Source organism: Streptomyces uncialis, assembly GCF_036250755.1.
GTDB classification, from domain to species: Bacteria; Actinomycetota; Actinomycetes; order Streptomycetales; family Streptomycetaceae; genus Streptomyces; species Streptomyces uncialis.
Genome location: NZ_CP109583.1, coordinates 2,046,252 through 2,067,553 on the forward strand (window position 1 = coordinate 2,046,252; position 21,302 = coordinate 2,067,553).

The window sequence follows — 21,302 nt, forward strand, 5'->3', positions numbered from 1 at the left end:
GGGGTGGGACGCCCGCGGGTCAGCGGGCAGGGGCGAGCCGGGGGCGGGGCCGAAATACTTGATCGTCCCGGGCGGTACCCGCTGGCAGGATGGGTGGTCCTCCCGCGCCGACCGGCGCGGGTCAGGTCGGAGGGGTCAGCCATGTCCATAGCCGCAACCGCAGCCGCAGCCGCAGCCGCAGCCGAGAACACCCGTACCGTGATCGTGGAGCTGCTGAACAGGATCGGTGCGGGGGACCCCGAGCGCATCGCCGAGTTGTACGCCGAGCACGGCGACTGGAAGCTGTCCTGGCCGGAGGACGAACACGGCCGTGCCGCCACTCCATGGATCCGTCACCGGTCCACCCGGGCCGACGCGGCCGCCCACTACCGGGAGCTCGCCGAGCACCATGTGCCGGAGCAGGTGGCGACCGAGATCGAACGCATCCTCGTCGACGGGGACAACGCGGTGGTCCTCGGCGAGATCCGGCAGACCGCCCGGTCCACCGGACGCGCGTACCGCGCGCGGTTCGCCCTGCACCTCACCGTCGAGAACGGGCTCGTGACCCGGCACCATGTCTACGAGGACAGCCTCGCCGTCGCCCGGGCCTTTGAGGCGGAGAGCCGCTGAACGGACCACAGGTCGGCGGGGGCGGGCGGACCCGGGGTCGCGCCGGGCCCGCTTCCCGTCGTCCGTCCGTCGAACACGTGGTGCCCGACGCCGTGACCAGGCAGATCACCGGTCGTTTGATCAGTCTGTGAGTCAGACCTATTTGTTCCGCCACGACATGGCACCGGAGACTGGACCGTTCACGAGCTCCCGGCGGCGGGACGCGCCCGCCGCACGGGCCGGGGTGCCCCGCGACACCGGCCCGCGCCGACCGGTGCCCCGTCGCGCCGGTGTCCGACCGGTCGCCGCCAGGGGCCGGTTCGGCCGGGCCGCACTGATCGGCGGCGGCTTCCCCGCGTCACCCCGGTGCCGACCGCCCGGGGCGAGGCCGTCGATCCGCTCCGGCGGCGGACGTGGGCGAGGGGAGCCGTGCCGCGCGGGACCGGGGCCGGGGCGACGCTCCGGAACACCGGCCCGGTCCCGCGCGGCCCGCTGGCGCCGCCGGTCGGGCGGTGACCGCGATGGCGACCCTGTGCCGTCCCGAGGTGGCCGTCCCCGAGCATGTCGTCACCGCCGAGGAGACCCTCGACCTCGCCCGTACGCTGCACGCCGGACATCCCCAACTGGAACTCGCCCTGCGGCTGATCGCCAACACCGGTGTCCGCACCCGGCACCTGGTGCGGCCGCTGGAGGAGACCCTGCGCCACCCCGGCTTCGAGGAACGCAACCTCCGCTACGAGAAGGAGGCCAAGCGCAGACTGCCGGAGGTCATCGACCGGGCCCTCGCCCACGCCCGACTCGGCACGGCGGACATCGACATGATCGTGTACGTCTCGTGCACCGGGTTCATGATGCCGTCGATGACCGCCCATCTGATCAACGGCATGGGGTTCCGCTCCGACACCCGGCAGCTGCCCGTCTCCCAGCTGGGCTGCGCGGGAGGGGGCGCCGCGGTCAACCGGGCGCACGATTTCGTGACCGCCTACCCGGACCGCAATGTGCTCATCGTCGCCTGCGAGTTCTGCTCGCTGCTCTATCAGCCGACCGACCTCGGCGTGGGCAGTCTGCTGTCCAACGGGCTGTTCGGCGACGCGATGGCCGCCGTCGTCGTACGGGGCCAGGGCGGTCACGGTATCCGGCTGGAGCACAACGGCTCCCATCTGGTGCCGGGCACCGAGGACTGGATCTCCTACGCGGTGCGCGACACCGGCTTCCACTTCCAGCTCGACAAACGGGTCCCGGGCACGATGGCCGTGCTCGCCCCGGCGATGCGGCGGATGGCCGCGCCGTTCGCCTGGGACATCACCGGCCTCGATTTCTATCTGGTCCATGCCGGGGGCCCGCGCATCCTCGACGATCTCGGCCGGCAGCTCGGACTGCCCCCGGAGACGTTCCGGCACAGCCGGGCCACGCTGACCGAACGCGGCAACATCGCCAGTGCCGTCGTCTTCGACGCCTTGGACCGGCTCTTCACCGAGGGCGGCCCGCCGCCCGGCGCGCGCGGCCTGCTGGCCGGGTTCGGACCGGGCATCACCGCCGAGATCGCCCTCGGCCACTGGTCGGTTCCCGCGCCCGTGACCGGCGCGGTGAGCGCCGAGGCCGGCGCGCTGACCGGGTCGGCGGCCGGGTTCCCGGCACCCCGGGAGCAGGAGCCCCCGAGGGGTGCGGCGGTCGTCGTATAGGGACGGGCCGGGGCCGGGGGTCTGCCCCGGGGTGGGCTCCGGGGCGATGCCCCCGGCCCCAGCGCATCGTCGGCCGCCCGTGGCGGCCGGTCGCGGCGCGGCTCCCAGCACTCGGTCAGCGCACGGTGACGGGGTGCCGGACGATCGCGTCGAACAGATACCCCTGGATGTTGTGCGGTGTCGTGGGCGGCTGGGTGCGGCCCGTGGTGTCGGTGGCGCGGGACATCAGGGTCGCCGGGCCCGGGGCGGTGGGCCGCCAGTCGGTGTGCCAGCGGACCCATCCGGCGCTGCGGGGCGGGTCGAGCAGCCGGGCGGCTCGCCAGCGCTCACCGCCGTCGGTGCTGGTCTCGACCCGGACGACACCGCCCGCGCCGGACCACGAACGTCCGGTGAGCCGGTGCCGCAGCCCCGCGTCCAGCGTGGCGTTCCAGGGGAGTTCGAACACCGACTTCAGGGTCTGCCGGGTGAGCGGGGCGCTGCCCTCCGGTGGATAGGAGTCGCCCCAGAGCCGGTAGAAGGACGTGTTCCACGGTGAGTAGAGGGGGGTGGTGGACACCTCGATGTCACCGACCCATTTGATGGACGCGATGCCGACCCAGTTCGGCACCACGACCCGTACCGGGTGCCCGTGGTCGGGCGGCAGCGGTTCCCCGTTCATCTCGTACGCGAGAATGACGTCGTCCAGGGCCTTGCCGAGCGGCAGCGGACGGCGCACGTGGCCCAGTTCGGCGCCCTCGGGGGTGGTGTACGCCGCGTCGAGGCCGCGGGGCATCACGTCCACCGCGGTCCGGCGGACCCCGGCGGCGCGCAGGACGTCGGACAGCCGGGCGCCCCGCCAGCGGGCGGCGCCGATCGCGCCCATGGTCCAGGCCGTCCCGGAACCGGTGCGGCCCTGCTGGGTGCCGAAGAGACTGCGGCCGTTGCCCGCGCACTCGACGACGGCGCTGCGCGTCACGGCGGGCAGTTCACGCAGATCGTCCAGTCCGAGGACCAGGGGCTCGCCGCGCAGCCCGTCGCCCCACACGGTCAGTGTCCAGGTCGCCGCGTCCAGGAGCGGTGTGGTGGTGTGGTTGCGGACGAAGAACCGTTCGGCGGGGGTGTGGTAGCCGGTGTCGCCCAGCGCGTCGAACCGGGCCTCGGCGTTGGTGCCCCGGACGGTGAACCACTCGGGAGGCAGCGGTTTGACGATACCGGCCGCCGCGTGCGCGACGGCGGCGGCGCCGGGCAGCACGCTCTGCGCAACGGTGGGGAGCGCGCCGAGGGCCGCGGAGGCACCGGCGAGGCGCAGCAGTTCACGCCGGTCGACACCGTCGGCACGGGCCTCCCCGGCGAACCACTGCCGCATCCGGCGGCGGTCGTACTCGGACTCGGACTCGGACGTTCGGGGCATGGGCATCCCTCGGGTGTGGGTCGGACAGCGGGGACAACTGGTGGCCCCGGGCGGCCGGAAACCGTGCACGGGGCCGAAGACCATGTACGGGGCGGGCGCCTGAGACGGGGTGGAGCCGTGGTGCACGCGGATGGAGCCGTGGTGCGAGCGGGTGACGGTCCGGGCCCGTGGCTCAGCGGCGGGGACGCGGCCAGGGCGGGGTGACGGGCGGGTGCCCCGGGTGGTGGACGAGCGCCGCGGAGGTCAACAACAGGCGCGCGTGGGGCGGGTGTGGCGGGCCGGGGCGGCGGAGGAACCGTGGGCGAGGGCCATGGCGCTCATGCTACGTCGGAGGCGGTCGGCTCCGGGGCCCGATTCCGTTTCCTGGCAGGGGTGTTGGGGTGCGACCGGGGCGGACCCTTCCGCTGCTCAGGCCCCGCCCGACAGCCGGGTGACGCAAGACGCGACGGGGAGTCGCAGGGCAGGGGCACGCGCGGGCGAGGGGCACGGCCGTGTGTGTGTGAGGGGGCGGGACCGTGAACTCAGGGCCAGGAAGGCGGGGCGGGGCGGGGCGGGCCGGGGCGGGCAGGAGCCGACCGGCCTACGGGGCCTACCCGGCCTACGGGGCCAGGGGATTCAGGGCGAGGCCGGTGAGGGCGCCGACCGGGTCCAGGTCCGGGGTGCCGCGCGGCCACCAGTCGTCCTCGCCGGGCTCGGACTCGTACGCGTACCACAGGCCGTCGCGGCCGAGCCGCAGTTGCGCGTGGCCACCGGGGTGCGTGAGCTGGTTGCGCCAGGGGCGGAAGACGGGGAGGGCCGCCGCGAGGAGGGCGGGGCGTGCCAGGTCGAAACGGCCCGCGGGCGGGTCCCAGGGGGTTTCGAGCACGGCGAGCCCTTCGGAGCCGCCCTGGCGCCATGCGGCGACCGCCCGTCCGAGGTCGGGGACCGTGCGTCCGGTGGCCTCCGCCAGTGAGGCGTAGAGCGCGCGGGACGCGGCGGTGAGACCGGAGCCGGGGCGGGCGGCGGCGATCCGTACGGCGTCCTGCCACAGCGTCAGTCCGGCGAGCGGGTCCCGCCCGGTGGTGAGCAGGGCGTACGCGCGGGCCGCCGCGTCGGTCGCCAACTGGTCGAGGGCGAAGGGGTCGGGGCCACCCGGGGCCGACGGATACGCCGGTGGCTGCTCGGGGTGCCGGGGCGCGGGCATGGGTGACGGGAGCGCGGGCGGCGGCTCCGCGGCGAACGCGGCGCGGGCGCGGACACCGGGGAAGGGCGCGGCGGTGTCCTTCTCGCGCGCGGTACGGGCGGCGTTGCGCCGGGACAGCTCCGTCAGCAGGTCGTCCTCCGTACGGCCGCGCAGGAGCAGCAGGACGAACGGGTTCTCGTCGAGCAGCCTGGCGGTGCGGTAGGCGAGGGCGGCGGCGTGCTTGCAGGGACGGCCCTGGTCGGGGCATCCGCAGGACGGGTCGAGGTCCTGGGCGCCGGGAAGCAGCGGTACTTCGCCGTCCGCGAGCGAGTGCGGCATGTCCCGGTCGAGCAGCGCGGCGATCCGGCCGGGCTCGTCGGCCGCCGTGTCCAGGAACGCGTCCCATTCGTCGTCGGTCAGGGTGCGCAGCCGGATCTGGGTGCGGTACGGGCGGGGACGGCTGCCCTGGACGTACGCGAGGACGCGGCCGGGCATCACCTTGACCGAGCCGACGTTGCCCTTCTCCGCGTACTCCCGGCCCCTGCCGAGCCGCCCCGCGTCCAAGGCGCCGTCCTCCAGGGCCCGTACCCAGGCGTTGCCCCACCAGGTGGCGGCGAACGGCTCGGCGGCGGAAGCCGGGTCGGCGGACGGCCCGGCGCCGCTGGACCGCTCGGCCGGTGCGGGGTCCGGGCGAGGGGTGACCGGGGTGGGCGTACCCGGGCCGGGAGTGTCCAGGTCCCGGGACAGGGTGGGTGGGGTGACGTGGGCGATCAGGTCACGCAGGGGGCTCGGGCCGCTCCCGGCGGATACCGGACGGAGCGGTTTCGGACCTGGCGGTGCCGGACGGGGGGACGGGGGGAGCTGCGGCAGCGGACCCCGCTCGGCATCCAAGTGGGCCAAGGCCAGGTCGGCCAGGTCGGGCACCGCTTCGAACAGCCGGGCCGGGAGGGTGAGGGGGCGTGCCGCGCGCGGGTCCACGCGGGTGAGGGATTCGGTGGTGGGCGCGGGCGGTGCGGGGAGCCGTGGGTGGCGTGGTGCTTTGCGCGCGGGCGCGGTGGGGTGGACCCGGGTCTCGTCGGCGGCGGTACGGGCCCGCGCCGCGCGCAGGGCCTCCCGGGCGATGTCCCCGGGGCGCGCGGGGGCGGTAGCGGGGCGAGGAGCCGGATCGTCACCGCTGCCGGAGCGGAGCGCGTCACCGGTCGGGGGCGCGTCCTTGGTAGAGGGCGCGTCACCGGTACGGGGCGGCCGGGCGATGTGGTCGCCCTCGGGACGACCGGACCCGGCCGGACCCGTGGTCGCACCGGTGTCCTCCGTCGGACTGGTGTCCGTGGCCGCACCGGTGTCCGTGGTCGGGTCCGTACCCACGGGCGCACCCCGTACCTCGGTGGACGCGTCCGCGCCCGCCGTGGTGACAGCCGCCCCTCCCCCGCCGTCCCCGGGCGAACCGGGCCCGGCGGCCGAGGCCGACGACGCGGGGCCCGTGCCCACCGCGGCGGAGGTGTCCGATACGGGCACCGCCAGGCGGTCCGACGCGGTCGAAGTGTCCACCATGGCCGGGGTACCGGGCGAGGGCGCGGTACTGGACGGGGTGCCCGGCGAGCGGGGGTCGCCCGCCTGGGCGGCCAGCCGGGCGCGGCGGGCCGCGTACAGCGCCTGCCTGGCCGCTTCGGACGGCCGGGCCGAGGGGCCGTCGGACGCGGGGCGGGGCGGCGGCTGCCCGGCGCCGGCGTGTGCGGTACGGGAACTCTTCGCCGCGCTCATCGTGGCCTCCGCAGTGATACCAGGTCAGCCAGATCCCGGTTGCTCAGTTCCGTCAGGGATGCCTCGCCGGAGCCCAGGACGGCGTCCGCCAGGGCGCGTTTGGAGGCGAGGAGGTCGGCGATGCGGTCCTCGACGGTGCCTTCCGTGATCAGACGGTGCACCTGGACCGGCTGGGTCTGGCCGATGCGGTACGCCCGGTCCGTGGCCTGCTCCTCCACAGCGGGGTTCCACCAGCGGTCGAAGTGGATCACATGGCCCGCGCGGGTCAGGTTCAGCCCGGTGCCCGCCGCCTTGAGGGAGAGGACCAGGACCGGGTTCGCCCCGTCCTGGAAACGGTCGACCAGACGCTCCCGCTCGGGTACCGGGGTGCCGCCGTGCAGCAGTTCGGCGGGGACCGCGCGGGCCGCGAGATGGGCGCCGATCAGCCGGGCCATCCGCGCGTACTGGGTGAAGACCAGCGCCGAGCCCTCCTCCGCGAGCAGGGTGTCCAGCAGCTCGTCCAGCAGGATGAGCTTGCCGGACCGCCCGGCGAGGCGCGGACCGGCCGGGAGGGCCTCACGGGCCGTGCCGCGCGCGGCGCCCGGACCGGGCGCGCCCTCCTTGAGGTACAGCGCGGGGTGGTCGCAGATCTGCTTGAGGGCGGTGAGCAGCTTGAGGACCAGGCCCCGGCGGGCGATGCCCTCCGACGTCCCGATGGCGAGCAGCGACTCACGGACGACCGCCTCGTACAGCGCGGCCTGCTCGCGGGTGAGCGGGACGGGGTGGTCGGTCTCCGTCTTGGGCGGCAGTTCGGGGACGATCCCGGGGTCGGACTTGCGGCGGCGCAGCAGGAACGGGCGGATCAGCCGGGCCAGCCGCTCCACCGCCTCGGTGTCGGCGTCGGCCGGGGCGGGTGGCGCGGCGGCGGGGTCGCCGTCCTCGGGGGTGCGGGTGGCGCGCAGGGCGACCGTCCCGCTGGTGGCGTTCTCCACGGCGCGGGCGTGCCGGGCGCGGAAGGACTTGAGGGGGCCGAGCAGGCCGGGGGTGGTCCAGTCGAGGAGGGCCCACAGCTCGGAGAGATTGTTCTCGACGGGGGTGCCCGTGAGCGCGACGCGCGCGGGCGCGGGGATGGTGCGCAGTGCCTTGGCGGTCGCCGACCAGGGGTTCTTCACGTGCTGCGCCTCGTCGGCGACGACCATGCCCCAGGGCTGCTCCGCGAGGAGGGGCGCGGCGGAGCGCATGGTGCCGTAGGTGGTGAGGACGAAGCCGCCGGACAGCTCGCCCTCGGCGGTGAGGGTACGGGCGCTGCCGTGGAAGCGGTGGACGGGGACCCCGGGGGCGAACCGGGTGATCTCGCGCTGCCAGTTGCCCAGCAGGGAGGCGGGGCAGACGACGAGTGTCGGTTCGGGGCGGGCGCGCCGCAGATGGAGGGCGATCAGGGTGACCGTCTTGCCGAGGCCCATGTCGTCGGCGAGGCAGCCGCCGAGGCCGAGCGAGGTCATCAGATCGAGCCAGGCGAGCCCGTGGAGCTGGTAGTCGCGCAGCCGGGCGCGCAGGGCGGGCGGCTGGTCGACGGGCGGCACGCCCGCGGTGAGGCGGTCCCGGAGGGTGGCGAGGGCGCCGACCGGTACGACGTCGACCTGCTCGCCGTCGACCTCGGCGGTGCCGGTGAGGGCCGTGGCGAGGGCGTCGACCGGGTCGAGGAGACCCAGCTCGCGTTTGCGGGCCTTGCGGACGAGCGCGGGGTCCACGAGGACCCACTGGTCCCGCAGCCGGACCAGGGGGCGGTGGGTCTCGGCGAGGAGGTCCATCTCGGCCTCCGAGAGCGGGTCGCCGCCGAGCGCGAGCCGCCAGCTGAACTTCAGGAGCCGCTCGCTCTCGAAGAACGGCGAGCCGTCCGTGGCGGAGCCGGGCGCGGAGTGGACCACGGCGGTGGCGGTGAGGTCCTGCGCGAGGTCACGGGGCCAGTGCACGGCGACGCCGGCCGCGGCGAGCCGGTCCGTGGCGGGGCCCAGCAGATCGGACAGCTCGTCCTCGGACAGGGCGAGGACATCGGGGACGTGCTGCTCCCCCAGCCTCTCCAGCGGGGGCCAGACCCGGGCCGCGCGGCGGACCGCGAGGGCGGCGTCGACCCGCGCGCGGGGGCCGAACGCCTCGGGCGCGTCACCCTCCCACAGGGCCGTCGCGTCCACGACGAGGCCGGGGTCGGCCAGGCTGTGGACCTGGACGATCGCGGCGCCCGCGCTGTGGGTGTCGGGGACGCCGTCGAACACCCGGAACGCGTCGAGGTCGAGCCGCAGGGAGATCCGCACCCCCGCGTCGGCGCCCGCCGCGACCTCGGCCGCCCAGTCCCGCGCGTGGGGCACGCGCTGCGGGGCCCGCGCGGCCCAGGGCGCGCCGAGGGCGTGCGGGGCGGCCGGGGTGCGCGGGAGGGTGTCCGCGACGGCGTCGAGGAACGCGCGGACGAGGGCCTGGGGCTGCGGCAGCTCCAGGGGGTGCGGCCGGGCAGGGGTGTCGCGTATCCCTCGGGGGGCAGGGCGGCGGCGACGGCGCGCAGCTGCGCGAGGTCGGCGGCCTCCAGGGGGCCGGCCCGCCAGGCGTCGTCCCCGGCGGCGGTCAGCCCCGGGAGCATCCGGCCCCGGGCGATCAGGCGCAGCGCGAGGAGCGCGGCGGCGCCCCAGCAGGCGGTGGCCCTGGGCGCGTGCGCGTCGCCGCGGGCCGCCACCAGCAGGGGCAGCGCGTCCTCCAGGGAGACGTACAGCACCGGCACGGTGACGCTGCGGACGCCGGGGCCGTGCGGGCGCACCACCGTCAGCTCGCCGTGCTCCGCGGTCCCGGGTTCGGCGCCGGGGACGGCCGGGGGCAGCGGGTCACCCGCCGGGTCCCAGAAGGCGACACGGCCCTCGCGCGGGAGGTCGGCGGGCAGGAAGAGAGCACTCAGACGTGTGGCGCTCATACGGACGGTCACCTCCCCGGCCCCTGGTCGAATCGGACGTCTTCGACTCTACGGGCGGGGTCTGACAATCGGCTCCGGCGGCCGGGCGGCGCCGCTACGGCGTGGTCGCGGAAACCATGTACACCATCGGATGATCGGGGTTCGACCAGTTCACGACGACGTCCTGGGAGGGCATGGGGTCCTTCTGCTCCCGGCTCAGGCCCCACCAGGGGCCGTCTCCGGTGAAGTCCCAGCCGACGACGCCCCGGTCGCGCACCCCGATGGTGAGGTCGTCCCTGCGCAGGGCGTCACTGCTGAAGCCGAGCTCGCCGAGGAACCGGTCGAGGCCCTCGTTGCTCGTGAGGAACTGCACGTAGAGCCTGCTGGTCTTCCAGTTGTTCGTCTCGTAGTGCGCGACATCACTGGAGTACGGGGGGATCGACACGTCGTACACCCGCCGCTGGACCCGGGAGGGCCAGCCCTCGGTGAGTCCTGTCGCCGAGTACTTGGCGGCCTTGTCACGGCCGCTGTCGCGGCTCTGGTTGGCGGAGATCACCAGATACCCGGCGGGTACACCGATGAGCAGCCCGATGATGAGCAGCGTCAGGGCCCGCCGGCGGATCATCCGGCCCCGGGCCTCGGGGCGGGGTTCCTCGTCGGGTGGGGGGGCCTGGTGGGGGACGCTAGGCATGGGGCTCAGGTCCCCTGGGCCGTCCGCCGCGCCTCGGCGTACCGCTCGTAGCGTTCGTAGCGCTCGACCCTGCGGCGGTTCGCGCGGCGGAAGCGGCGGGCCACCAGCCGTGAGAGGTCGGCGGCGCCGACCATACCCGCCTCGGGGCCGAGCTGGGCGCGCGCGATACGGGCCTCGGGACGGTAGCCGCGGCCCGTCAGATGGCGGCGGAAGGCGTCCCGGGCCGGGCCGATGAGCAGGTCGTCGGCGGCGCTGACACCACCGCCGATGACGAAGCAGGACGGGTCGAGGGCGGCGGCCAGATTGGCGATACCGACGCCGAGCCACTGCCCGATGTCCTGGAGCAGCTCGACGCACATGGCGTCGCCCTCACGGGCCAGCTCGGTGATCAGCGGGCCGGTGATGTCGGAGACGTTGCCGTTGACGCGTTCGATGATGTTGTACGCGACCGGGGAGTCGGCGGTGGCCAGTTCGCGGGCCTCGCGCACCAGGGCGTTGCCGGAGCTGTACTGCTCCCAGCAGCCCCGGTTGCCGCACGCGCAGCGGTGTCCGCCGGGGACGACCTGCATATGGCCGAACTCGCCGGCCACACCGTACTTGCCGCGCTTGACCTGACCGTCCTCCAGGATGGCGCCGCCGATGCCGGTACCGAGGGTGATCATGACGAGATGGTCCTCGCCGCGGCCGGCGCCGAAGCGCCACTCGGCCCAGGCGGCGGTGTTCGCGTCGTTGTCGACCATCACAGGGACCGCGAGCCTGCTGGAGATCCGGTCCCGGAGGGGTTCGTTGCGCCAGGACAGGTGGGGGGCGAACAGGATGCGGTTGCGGTCGGCGTCGACCCAGCCCGCGGCGCCGATACCGACGGCGTGGACGTCGTGCCGGTCGGAGAGGTCCAGCACCAGTTCGACGATGGTGTCCTCGACGACCTTGGGGCTCTTGGACTTGTCCGGGGTCTCCGTGCGCAGCTTCTCCAGGATGTTGCCGTCCGCGTCCACGACGCCCGCCATCACCTTGGTGCCGCCGATGTCGATACCGACGGTCGGGACACGGGGTGCCGTCAGCAGGGAGCGGCGTTCGCGGGTGCCGACGGTGCGCAGCACGGTGGCCCGCGCGGTGCCGCGGTGCGCTAGGTCGCGGTAGGTGCTCATCAGGCCGATTCTGCCTCACGGAGGCGGGGGGCCGCACGTGACGCCTTCGCTTGCGCTTCTCAGGTCCGTCCAGCTGGACGCGCTTGTCCCTGCGCCGTTCCTCGCGCCCCTGGGGTTCCATACCTGGGCGTACCTGTTCCCGTGCGGGTACTTCGGGGGTGCGCAGTTCCCCGCGCCCCTTTGGGGCGCGTTCTGTTTGTTCTTCGGGTCGGGGCCGGTCGGGATTCTCCGTCCTCGATCCGACACGCTCGGTACGACGTACGTGTGGTCCTACTGAAGAGCATCGGAGTCTGCGGGCAGAGATTCCCGCCCACCCCCTCCCGCAGCCCTGCGACTGCACGAGGAGGATGGTCCAACCCCGCCCCCGGCCGACGCCGACCACCCGCAGACTGAGAACACCCCCAGGCGGGCACCCCCAAAGGGGCGCGGGGAACTGCGCATCCACGAACAACCCGCACGGGAACAGATACGCCCAGGTGTGGAACCCCAGGGGCGCGGGGAACTGCGCGAAAACGGCGGGCGACGGCACAGGGACAAGTGCGCCCAGCACCGAGTACCCAGGGGCGCGAGGAACTGCGCACCCCCGGACAACCTGTACAGGGACAAGTGCGCCCAGCACCGAGTACCCAGGGGCGCGGGGAACTGCGCACCCACCGAGCGACGGCGCAGGGACAAGCGCGTTCAGCCGGACGGACCTCGGAAGCGCAAGCGAAGGCGACCTGCGGGGAACTGCGCACCCGACGAACGACGGCACAGGAACGGAGTCCGTCCAGCCGGACAGACCCAGAAGCGCAAGCGAAGGCGTTACCGCTGGAGCTCGTGCCGCAGATCGTCCAGTTCGCTGCCGCCCGCCATCTGGCGGGTGAGCTCGTCGAGGGTGATCCCGTCCCGCGTGTGGCTGCCCGACATCGCGCCCCGCTTCAGCAGCACGAACCGGTCCCCCACGAGATACGCGTGGTGCGGGTTGTGCGTGATGAGGACCACACCCAGCCCGGCGTCCCGGGCCGCGGCGACGTACTTGAGGACGACTCCGGACTGCTTCACGCCGAGCGCGGCGGTCGGCTCGTCCAGCACCAGTACCCTCGCCCCGAAGTGCACGGCCCGCGCGATGGCCACGCACTGCCGCTCACCGCCGGAGAGCGTGCCGATGGGCTGGTCGACGTCCCGCAGGTCGATACCCATGCGCAGCAGCTCCGCGCGGGTGGTGGACCGCATCAGTTCGGTGTCGAGCCGCCGGAAGGGGCCGGCCCCCTTCGTCGGTTCGGAGCCGAGGAAGAAGTTGCGCCACACCGGCATCAGGGGCACCACCGCGAGGTCCTGGTAGACCGTGGCGATGCCCTTGTCGAGCGCTTCGCGCGGGGAGGCGAGACGGGTCTCCTCGCCCTCGATGCTCAGGGTGCCCGCGTCGTGCTGGTGCAGCCCCGCGATGATCTTGATCAGGGTGGACTTGCCCGCGCCGTTGTCCCCGAGCACACAGGTGATCTCCCCCGCGTGCACCTCCAGGGAGACCCCTTCGAGGGCCCGGATGTTGCCGTAGTGCTTGCTGACGTCGTCCAGCCGGACCAGGGGGGCGCCGGGGGCCGGGCCGTCGGACGGGGCGGCTTCAGGGGTCATGTCGTGGCCTCCGCGCGCTTGCGGACCCAGGCGTTCAGCAGGGTCGCCAGGAGGAGCATCGCTCCCAGGAAGAACTTGAACCAGTCGGGGTTCCACTCGGCGAAGACGATGCCCTTGCTGGTCATGCCGAAGATGAGAGCGCCGACCGCCGAGCCGATGGCGGAGCCGTACCCGCCGGTGATCAGGCAGCCGCCGATGACGGCGGCGATGATGTAGATGAGTTCGTTGCCGACGCCCTCGCCGGACTGGACGACGTCGAACGAGAACAGCAGATGCTGTCCGGCGATCCACGCGCCGAACGCGACGCCCATGTAGAGGCCGATCTTCGTCCGGGCGACCGGTACGCCGACCGCGCGGGCCGCGTCCTTGCCGCCGCCGACCGCGAAGATCCAGTTCCCGGCGCGGGTGCGCAGCAGGAGCCAGGTGGCGACGCCGACCAGGGCGAACCACCAGAGGATCGTGATCTTGAAGTTGACGCCGCCGAGGGTGAGGGTCGAGGCGAAGACGCTCTTCGCGGAGGCGAAGCCCTCCATGTCGGCGATCGACTTGGTGGAGACCGTGCCGCTGATCAGCTTGGTGAAGCCGAGGTTCAGCCCGGTCAGCATCAGGAACGTGCCCAGCGTGATGATGAAGCTGGGCAGTCCGGTCCGGGTCAGCATGAAGCCGTTGAACACCCCGATCGCGAGGGTCACCAGCAGGGACACCCCGACCCCGACCCAGACGTTCGCGGTCATCTGGTAGCTGAACATCGAGGACACCAGGGCGGAGCTGGTGACCATGACCCCGGCGGACAGGTCGAACTCCCCGCCGATCATCAGCAGCGCGACGGGCACCGCCATGATGCCGATGGTGGAGGCCGCGTACAGCACGGTGCTCAGGCTCGCGGCGCGCAGGAAGCTGTCCGCGACGACCGCGAAGAACAGGAACACCGCGAGGGCTCCGACGACGGACCCCAGCTCGGGGCGGCCCATCAGCCTGCGCAGCGGTGAGGTCCGCCCGAGGCGTTCGTCGGGCCCGGCGCCGCCCGGGGCGGGCGCGGCGGGGGCGGTCGCGCTCATCGGGTCCCCCGCTTCGTGTAGTCCTCCAGCTCGGCGGCCTGGTCCTTGGTGACGATCTGCGGGCCGGTCAGGACGGGCTTGCCGCCGCCGAGCACATCGGCGTTGTACTTGAAGAGCCACAGCAGGTCGACGGCCTCGTACCCCTGGAGGTAGGGCTGCTGGTCGACGGCGAAGCCCAGATCACCGCTCTTCAGTCCGGCGGCGACCTTCTCGTTCAGGTCGAAGGTGTCGATCTCCGCCTTGCTGCCCGCGTCCTGCTTGGCCTTGACGGCGGTGTCCGCGAAGGGCGCGCCGAGGGTGACGACGGCGTCGATGTCCCGGTCGGCCTGGAGCTTGGAGACGATCGAGGCCTGGACGTCGGGCATGTTGGTGCCGTCCACGTACAGATTGGTCATCCGGCCCTCGAACGTCTTCTTCGCCCCGGCGCAGCGCTGCTCGTGGCCGACGTTGCCCTGCTCGTGCAGGACGCAGACGGCGCTGCGGCGCCCGCGCTCGTTGAGCTCGGTGCCGACGGCCTCGCCCGCGACGGTCTCGTCCTGGCCGATATGGGTGAGGGCGCCGAACTCCTTGGACTCCGCGGAGCCCGAGTTCACGGTGATCACGGGGATACCGGCCTTGCGGGCGCGTTCCAGGGCGGACTTCATCGCGGCGGGCTTGGCGAGGGTGACGATGATCCCGTCGACCTCCTTGTCGATCGCCGCGTCGACCAGCTGGGCCTGCTGCTGGGCCTCGTCGTGATGCGAGTACACGAAGTTGATGTTGTCCTTGGCGGCGGCCTCCCGGGCGCCGTTCTGGACGATGTCCCAGAAGGTGTCGCCGTCACCGGAGTGCGTCACCATGGCGAACGTCCAGCGGGGGGTGCTGACCGTGGACTTCCCCTGGGAGGCGGCGGCCTTCCGGGCGTCCTCGGCGCGCTTGCCGCCCGTGCTGCTGCATCCGGCGAGGGTCATCCCGAGCGCCACCACCAGCACGGCTCCCACCGCGCGTACCCCTGTCCGTGCCTTTGCCACGACCCCGTGCCCTTCTTGCCGTACTCCCCGGTGCGCCGGGACCGGCCGACCGGCCCCGGGGGTCGACTTTGCGACCTCGAACGCTCCAGTATCGGCCACCGGCAGGGCGCGGGTGGTCATCGGGTACCGCGCGGTGCGCTTCGCCGGGCGCGGCACGCCCGGCGGATTCGCCCCGGCGCCCTCGCCGCGGGAGCCGCCGCGTGCCGTCACGGCGCGGGGTTCCGCCGGACCTGCTGCCCTGCGGTCGGTACGCATGGTGGGTCCACCTCTTCTCCCCGGCCGCCCGGATGCGGCTGAGGGGAGTTCTAGTGGTGGGGCCGGACCCCGTCAATGGGTTTGTCAGAACATTCTTACGAGGTGTGCGTGATCCCGTGCCGACACCGTCTCAGGGGCGTACGAGGAGCTGGAACTCGAAGGAATAGCGGGACGCGCGGTACAGATGGGAGCCGTGTTCCACGGGACGTCCGGTGTCGTCGAAGGTGGTGCGGCGCATGGTCAGCAGCGGCGCGCCCTCGGACTCGTCGAGCTGTTCGCCCTCCGGCCCGTCGGCGGCGCGGGCGCCCACGGACTGCCGGGCGCTGTGCAGGGTGATCCCCGCGGCCCGCATCAGCCGGTACAGCCCGGTGGCCTCCAGCCGGTCCTCCTCCAGGGCCAGCAGTCCGACCGGCAGATGGTTGCGGAGGTACGCCATGGGTTCGCCGTGCGCCAGCCGCAGCCGTTCCAGCCGCTGCACCTCGGCGCCCTCGGCGACCCCGAGGGCCGCGGCGACCTCGGCGGACGCGGGGACCAGGTCCCGGGCGAGCACCCGGGTCGACGGACGCTGACCGGCCGTCTCCAGGTCGTCGTACAGGCTGCTCAGCTCCAGCGGGCGTTTGACCTGGCTGTGCACCACCTGGGTGCCGACGCCCCGGCGGCGCACCAGCAGTCCCTTGTCCACCAGCGACTGGATGGCCTGGCGGACGGTCGGCCGGGACAGGCCGAGGCGGCCCGCCAGGTCGATCTCGTTGCCGAGCAGGCTGCCCGGGGTGAGCGTCCCGTCCTCGATCGCCGCTTCGAGCTGCTGGGCGAGCTGGAAGTACAGCGGGACCGGGCTGCCCCGGTCGACGCCGAGCTGGAGCGGACGGACGGGATCGGCTTCTGGTGTGGGCACGGGGGCGAGCGTAGCCGTCACGTCCGGGCGCGTGAACCCATCAGGTTCGATTGTCCGGACAAACCATTGACAGGGGGCGTGCGCCCCGTCAGCTTGTACCCATGCGCATCGGACTCATCGGGACGGGCCGCATCGGTACGTTCCACGCGGCCTCCCTCTGCCGCAACCGCGAGGTCGGTTCCCTCGTCGTCACCGACGCCGACACCGCACGGGCGCACGCGCTCGCCGAACGGGTCGGGGCGACCGTCGCGCCCGGGGTGGACGAGATCTTCACCTGGGGAGTGGACGCGGTCGTCATCACCACCGCCACCTCCGCGCACGCCGAGCTGATCGGCCGGGCCGCGCGGTCCGGGCTGCCGGTGTTCTGCGAGAAGCCCATCGCCGTCGACCTGCCCGGCACGATGGCCGCGCTGCGGGAGGTGGAGCGCGCGGGGACCGTGCTCCAGATGGGCTTCCAGCGGCGCTTCGACGCGGGGTACACCGCGGCCCGGGAGGCCGTGCGCAGCGGGCGGCTCGGCCGCCTGCACACCGTACGGGCGATGACCTCGGACCCGGCGCCCCCACCGGCCGGGTACCTGCCGCTGTCCGGGGGCCTCTTCCGGGACTGCCTGGTGCACGACTTCGACATCCTGCGCTGGGTCACCGGCCGGGAGATCGTCGACGTCCACGCGGTGGGGTCCGACGCCGGGCCCGCGATGTTCCGCGAGGCGGGCGACGTGGACACCGCGGCGGCGCTGCTCACCCTGGACGACGGGACCCTCGCGACCGCCACGGCGACCCGCCTGAACGGGGCGGGGTACGACGTACGGATGGAGCTGGCCGGGGAGACGGACCAGGTCGCGGTAGGACTCGACGACCGGACACCGATCGCGTCCACGGAACCGGCGGGGCCGCGGGCCGCGGACAAGCCGTGGACCGGGTTCCTGGAACGGTTCGCCCCCGCGTACGAGGCGGAGCTGGCGGCGTTCGTGGCGGTGGTGCGGGGGGAGCGGGAGAATCCGTGCGGGGGCAACGAGGCGTTGCAGGCGTTGCGGGTCGCGGAGGCGTGTGAGGTGTCGCGACGCGAACGGAGGGGGGTCCGGGTCGAGGAGATCGCCCCGGAGTGACCCTTCGAGGGCTGTCCGGCTGGGCGCACTTGTCCCGGTACGGGTCGGACGGAGGTGCGCGGTTCCCCGCGCCCCTGGATGCTGCCCCGGTCCGTTGTTCTTCGGGTGCGGGTCCGCCCTCGTCTTTGCGCAGTTCCCCGCGCCCCTTTGGGGCGCCCCCTGAGGTTGTTCTTCACCCTCCTCCTCGCGCAGTCGCATGGCTGCCGAAGGGGGTGGGCGGGACTCTCTGCCCGCAGACTCCGATGCTCTTCAGTCGGACCACATGAACGTCCGACCGAGCGCGTTGGAGCGAGGACGGAGAATCCCGACCGGCCCCGACCCGAAGAACGGCAGAACGCGCCCCAAAGGGGCGCGGGGAACTGCGCAAAACCACCGAACGACAGCACAGGAACAAGCGCGCCCACCCGGACAGACCTACGAAGCGCAAGCGAAGGCGACCCGCGGGGAACTGCGCGAAACCCACGAGCGACGGCACAGGAACAAGCGCGTCCAGCTGGACGGACCTGGGAAGCGCAAGCGAAGGCGACCCTCACCACCGGAGGGGCACACTGCGGGGGCCTCGGATGAGGATGCCGGGGGTCCAGGGGCCCGGGGGGCCGTCGAGGGCGAGGCGGGGACAGCGTTCCAGGAGGCCCCGGAGTGCGACCCGCGCCTCCACCCGGGCCAGCGGCGCCCCGAGACAGTGATGAATGCCGTGCCCGAACGCGAGATGCCCCCGCCCGGCCCGGCGGATGTCGAAGCGGTCGGGCCCCCCGAACCGCCCCGGGTCGCGCCCGGCCGCGCCGAGCCCGACGAGCACGGAGTCACCGGCCCGCACGGTCACCCCACCCACCTCGAAGTCCTCCGCGGCGAAGCGGTACGTGCTGGCCTCGACGGGCCCGTCGTAGCGCAGGGTCTCCTCGACCGCGCCGTCGAGCAGGCCCATGTCTGCACGGAGGGCGGCGAGCTGCCCGGGGTGGGAGAGCAGCGCGACGACCGCGTTGGCGATCAGATGGACCGTGGTCTCGTGTCCCGCGACGAGTAACAGGAAGGCCATGGCGCGCAGTTCGTCACCGGAGAGCCGGTCGCCGTCCTCGGCCTCCGTACGGATGAGCGCGGACAGCAGATCCTCCGCGGCTCCGCCGGCGCGTTTGTCGGCGATCAGCTCGTCCAGATAGGTCCCGAGTTCGGCCACGCTCCGCTGCGCCTCGGCGCGGCCCGCCGGGGCGACGACCCCGTTGGACATCCGGCGGAAGGCGGCCCGGTCCATGGCCGGTACCCCGAGGAGTTCGCAGATGACGGTCATCGGCAGCGGGAACGCGAACGACTCGACTAGGTCGGCCCGGCCGAGCGGGACCATCGCGTCGAGGAGGTCGCCGGTGATCCGCCGGACGCGCGGGACCAGGGCCTCGACCCGGCGGGCGGTGAACTCCCGGGTGACGAGCCGGCGCAGCCGGGTGTGGTCGGGCGGGTCGGCGACGAGCATGTGCCGCCCCATCAGATGGTCGTTGAAGGCGAAACCGTCCGCGCGGGTGTAGTCCTTGAACAGCCGGGGGTCCGCGAGCAGCGAGCGCGCCTCGTCGTACCCGACGACGAGCCACACCTCCTCGGAGTAGGCGGGCGGCGGCAGCCGTACCCGGTGCACGGGACCGCGGGCCCGCAGTCGCGCGTAGACGGGGTACGGGTCGTCGCGGAACTCCGCGCCGTACGCCGCCAGATCGATCACCTCGGTCGTCATGTCCGCTCCCTCCGGCCCCGCGCGCCCGGCCGGACCCGTGCACGCGTCCTGGTGAGAATCTCACCCGGAGGTCAGCGGGCCGGGACCGGGCCGGAGGGTCACTCCTTGTCGTCGAGCCATCCCGCGTCATGGGCCAGCAGCGCGATCTGGACACGGTTGTTGAGGTCGAGCTTGGCGAGGATGCGTGAGACATGGGTCTTGACCGTGGCGACGCTCATATAGAGCTGGGCGGCGATGTCGGCGTTGGAGCGGCCGTGGCCCACCGCGACCGCGACCTCCCGTTCGCGTTCGCCGAGCGCCGTGAGCCGGGCCCGGGCGCGCCGCAGCCGGTCCTGGCGCGGGTCGACGCCCGCGACCCGGCCGATGAGCTGCCGGGTGACCGTCGGGGACAGCACGGGCACCCCGGTGGCGACCCGGCGGACCGCGTCGACGATCTCGGCGGGCCGGGTGTCCTTGAGGACGAATCCGGCGGCGCCCGCGCGCAGCGCCCGCAGGACCTGTTCGTCGGCGTGGAAGGTGGTCAGGACGATGACCTCGGGCGCGTGGTCCCGGGCGCGCAGGAGTTCGGTGGCGGTGAGGCCGTCCATGACCGGCATCCGGAGGTCCATCAGGACGACGTCGGGGGCGAGCCGGTCGACGAGGTCCGCGACCTCGGAGCCGTCGCCCGCCTCACCGACGATCTCGATGTCCTCGGCGCCGCCGAGCATCAGGGAGAGCCCGGCGCGTACCAGCGGATCGTCGTCGACGAGGAGGACCTTGGTCACAGTCATGAGGGCCACGGTAGCCAGGCGGTGATCCGGAAACCCCCGCCGGTGGCGGGGCCGTGCTCGATACGGCCGCCGGCGAGGGTGGCGCGTTCGGTGAGTCCGATGAGGCCCTGGCCGGAGCCGGGCACCGCGGGGACGTCCCCGGGGGGCGGTGAGTTGCGCAGGGTGAGGGTGAGTCCCCGGCCGGGGCGGCCGTGGACCTCGACGTGGACCTCGGCGCCGGGTGCGTGTTTGCGGGCGTTGGTGAGGCCCTCCTGGGCGATGCGGTAGGCGGTGCGGCCCACGGAGGCGGGGACCGTGCCCGGGTCGGTGACCTGGTTGTCGAGGAGGATGTCGGCGCCCGCCGCGCGGGACTCGGCGACGAGTACGTCGAGCGCGGCCAGGGTCGGTTGCGGACGGCCTGATTCCTCGCCCTCACCGGCGCGCAGCACCCCGATGATCTCGCGCAGGTCCTGGAGCGCCTCGTGGGAGCTCTCCCGGATGACCCCGGCGGCCCGGGCGATCTCGTTCTCGGGGGCGCCGGGACGGAACTCCAGGGCGCCCGCGTGGACGCTGAGCAGGGTCAGCCGGTGGGCCAGTACGTCGTGCATCTCGCGGGCGATGGACTCGCGGGCGAGCCGCTGGGCCTGTTCGGCGCGGAGTTCCGCCTCGGTCTCGGCGCGCCGGGCGCGGTCGCGCAGCGACAGCAGAAGTTCGCGGTGGGAGCGGACGAACAGGCCCCAGCCGACGGCGGTCGCCGTCAGGATCATGGTGAACGCGACGGCCAGGCCGAACGACACCTCGGGGTCGGGCCGCATCCAGAAGTAGAAGGGCACGGCGAGGAGGTTGGCCCCGCAGATCCAGGCGACGTATTTGAAGGGCCGGTGCACGGCCAGGGAGAAGTAGGCGATCAGCGCGGCGCCGCCGGAGGTGGAGGACAGCGGGCCCAGCAGGAGCAGCACCACGGCGAGACCGACCGGCCAGCGCCTGCGCAGCCAGAGGGCGCCGCAGGCCAGCGCGCCGATCACCTGGTCCACGGCGACCATCGCCGGGGGGAGGTTCGTTTCGTCCGGCAGGGTCTCCCCCGCCATCAGTCCGACGATGACGGCGAGCAGGAAGCAGCAGAAGTCGACGGCCCAGTCACGCAAGGTGCGGCGGGGCCGTCTGCCGTCGCTCCGCCCGGGGTACAGCTCCGCCGCCACCGCGGACGGCAGCAGCCAGCGGAAGCGGTACACGGGTCCCGGCTGCGCCGGCGCGGTCGGCTGTTCCCCACTCATGGTCGGCAATCTACGCAGGTTCGCGGCGTGTTCCTGTCATAAGGGCGGGCTGGCGACCAAAGTCCGCCAGGTGGAGACCTTCGGCCGACCCGCCGGGCCGGGGACGCCGACTTCGGCCGCGGTACGCGTTCCGGGCGGCCGGCGTCCGGGGTACGTACGGCCGATGTGGACGGTGACGTGCGGCTTGCCTGGGCTGCTTCCGGGGCCGTGCGCTGAAGCTCCTGTACCGGATCTCCCGCCGCCGGGCCCTCGCGACGGGCCCTTGGGAGGCGAACTTGCACCCGGCGG

At 73.5% G+C, this 21,302-nt stretch carries 15 protein-coding genes; 3 read left to right on the forward strand and 12 right to left on the reverse strand.

Annotation, left to right across the window (positions count from 1 at the left end; all coding sequences use genetic code 11):
* Positions 1-141: 141 nt before the first annotated feature.
* Both OG711_RS08230 and OG711_RS08235 read left to right on the forward strand, forming a co-directional pair.
* On the forward strand, positions 142-609 hold the full coding sequence (locus OG711_RS08230) for a nuclear transport factor 2 family protein (RefSeq protein WP_329558919.1): 468 nt from the start codon (positions 142-144) through the stop codon (positions 607-609).
* 500 nt (positions 610-1,109) lie between these two features.
* Positions 1,110-2,270, forward strand: a complete 1,161-nt coding sequence (locus OG711_RS08235; RefSeq protein WP_329563691.1) for a type III polyketide synthase — start codon at positions 1,110-1,112, stop codon at positions 2,268-2,270.
* 115 nt (positions 2,271-2,385) lie between these two features.
* Here the strand turns inward: OG711_RS08235 and OG711_RS08240 are convergent, their stop codons facing one another.
* The 9 genes from OG711_RS08240 to OG711_RS08280 all read right to left on the reverse strand — a co-directional run bounded on the left by OG711_RS08240 (position 2,386) and on the right by OG711_RS08280 (position 16,168).
* The gene (locus tag OG711_RS08240) at positions 2,386-3,660 is read right to left on the reverse strand and encodes a sulfite oxidase (protein ID WP_329558920.1); all 1,275 of its coding nucleotides are present in this window, start codon (positions 3,658-3,660) and stop codon (positions 2,386-2,388) included.
* 598 nt (positions 3,661-4,258) lie between these two features.
* Positions 4,259-6,583 carry an SWIM zinc finger family protein gene (locus OG711_RS08245; protein ID WP_329558921.1) on the reverse strand — a complete coding sequence of 775 codons (2,325 nt, stop codon included), beginning with the start codon at positions 6,581-6,583 and terminating at the stop codon, positions 4,259-4,261.
* Complete coding sequence (locus tag OG711_RS08250) at positions 6,580-8,928, reverse strand: DEAD/DEAH box helicase (protein WP_405672985.1); 2,349 nt, start codon at positions 8,926-8,928, stop codon at positions 6,580-6,582. Before OG711_RS08250 ends, OG711_RS08245 begins: the two co-directional genes overlap by 4 nt.
* A 684-nt stretch (positions 8,929-9,612) precedes the next feature.
* The gene (locus OG711_RS08255; protein ID WP_073790145.1) at positions 9,613-10,188 is read right to left on the reverse strand and encodes a sugar kinase; all 576 of its coding nucleotides are present in this window, start codon (positions 10,186-10,188) and stop codon (positions 9,613-9,615) included.
* 5 nt (positions 10,189-10,193) lie between these two features.
* Positions 10,194-11,336, reverse strand: a complete 1,143-nt coding sequence (locus tag OG711_RS08260) for an ROK family glucokinase (RefSeq protein ID WP_073790143.1) — start codon at positions 11,334-11,336, stop codon at positions 10,194-10,196.
* Between the two features lie 804 nt (positions 11,337-12,140).
* A complete protein-coding gene (locus OG711_RS08265; RefSeq protein WP_329558922.1) occupies positions 12,141-12,950 on the reverse strand; it encodes an ATP-binding cassette domain-containing protein in 810 nt (269 codons plus the stop codon).
* Positions 12,947-14,008 carry an ABC transporter permease gene (locus OG711_RS08270; protein WP_329558923.1) on the reverse strand — a complete coding sequence of 354 codons (1,062 nt, stop codon included), beginning with the start codon at positions 14,006-14,008 and terminating at the stop codon, positions 12,947-12,949. The genes OG711_RS08265 and OG711_RS08270 overlap by 4 nt, the downstream gene beginning before the upstream one ends.
* On the reverse strand, positions 14,005-14,958 hold the full coding sequence (locus OG711_RS08275) for a sugar ABC transporter substrate-binding protein (protein ID WP_107499295.1): 954 nt from the start codon (positions 14,956-14,958) through the stop codon (positions 14,005-14,007). The genes OG711_RS08270 and OG711_RS08275 overlap by 4 nt, the downstream gene beginning before the upstream one ends.
* Before the next feature lie 445 nt (positions 14,959-15,403).
* Positions 15,404-16,168, reverse strand: a complete 765-nt coding sequence (locus OG711_RS08280; protein WP_073790133.1) for a GntR family transcriptional regulator — start codon at positions 16,166-16,168, stop codon at positions 15,404-15,406.
* A gap of 101 nt (positions 16,169-16,269) precedes the next feature.
* On the opposite strand from OG711_RS08280, the gene OG711_RS08285 reads away from it, so the two are divergent.
* Positions 16,270-17,274, forward strand: coding sequence for a Gfo/Idh/MocA family protein (locus tag OG711_RS08285; RefSeq protein ID WP_073790131.1), 1,005 nt, complete (start codon positions 16,270-16,272; stop codon positions 17,272-17,274).
* Between the two features lie 529 nt (positions 17,275-17,803).
* On the opposite strand, the gene OG711_RS08290 is transcribed toward OG711_RS08285, so the two are convergent.
* The 3 genes from OG711_RS08290 to OG711_RS08300 form a co-directional block, all read right to left on the reverse strand.
* Positions 17,804-18,991: a cytochrome P450 family protein gene (locus tag OG711_RS08290; protein ID WP_329558924.1), complete on the reverse strand. Its 1,188-nt coding sequence runs from the start codon at positions 18,989-18,991 to the stop codon at positions 17,804-17,806.
* 98 nt (positions 18,992-19,089) lie between these two features.
* Complete coding sequence (locus tag OG711_RS08295; RefSeq protein ID WP_329558925.1) at positions 19,090-19,761, reverse strand: response regulator transcription factor; 672 nt, start codon at positions 19,759-19,761, stop codon at positions 19,090-19,092.
* Positions 19,758-21,014 (reverse strand): sensor histidine kinase, encoded by a 1,257-nt coding sequence (locus OG711_RS08300; RefSeq protein ID WP_073790126.1) that lies wholly within the window; start codon positions 21,012-21,014, stop codon positions 19,758-19,760. The genes OG711_RS08295 and OG711_RS08300 overlap by 4 nt, the downstream gene beginning before the upstream one ends.
* Positions 21,015-21,302 lie beyond the last annotated feature (288 nt).

Coding starts and splice junctions, on each gene's coding strand:
- OG711_RS08230 (WP_329558919.1), top strand. CDS start 142: ATGTCCATAGCCGCAACCGCAGCCGCAGCCGCAGCCGCAGCCGAGAAC.
- OG711_RS08235 (WP_329563691.1), top strand. CDS start 1,110: ATGGCGACCCTGTGCCGTCCCGAGGTGGCCGTCCCCGAGCATGTCGTC.
- OG711_RS08240 (WP_329558920.1), bottom strand. CDS start 3,660: ATGCCCCGAACGTCCGAGTCCGAGTCCGAGTACGACCGCCGCCGGATG.
- OG711_RS08245 (WP_329558921.1), bottom strand. CDS start 6,583: ATGAGCGCGGCGAAGAGTTCCCGTACCGCACACGCCGGCGCCGGGCAG.
- OG711_RS08255 (WP_073790145.1), bottom strand. CDS start 10,188: ATGCCTAGCGTCCCCCACCAGGCCCCCCCACCCGACGAGGAACCCCGC.
- OG711_RS08260 (WP_073790143.1), bottom strand. CDS start 11,336: ATGAGCACCTACCGCGACCTAGCGCACCGCGGCACCGCGCGGGCCACC.
- OG711_RS08265 (WP_329558922.1), bottom strand. CDS start 12,950: ATGACCCCTGAAGCCGCCCCGTCCGACGGCCCGGCCCCCGGCGCCCCC.
- OG711_RS08270 (WP_329558923.1), bottom strand. CDS start 14,008: ATGAGCGCGACCGCCCCCGCCGCGCCCGCCCCGGGCGGCGCCGGGCCC.
- OG711_RS08275 (WP_107499295.1), bottom strand. CDS start 14,958: ATGACCCTCGCCGGATGCAGCAGCACGGGCGGCAAGCGCGCCGAGGAC.
- OG711_RS08285 (WP_073790131.1), top strand. CDS start 16,270: ATGCGCATCGGACTCATCGGGACGGGCCGCATCGGTACGTTCCACGCG.
- OG711_RS08290 (WP_329558924.1), bottom strand. CDS start 18,991: ATGACGACCGAGGTGATCGATCTGGCGGCGTACGGCGCGGAGTTCCGC.
- OG711_RS08295 (WP_329558925.1), bottom strand. CDS start 19,761: ATGACTGTGACCAAGGTCCTCCTCGTCGACGACGATCCGCTGGTACGC.
- OG711_RS08300 (WP_073790126.1), bottom strand. CDS start 21,014: ATGAGTGGGGAACAGCCGACCGCGCCGGCGCAGCCGGGACCCGTGTAC.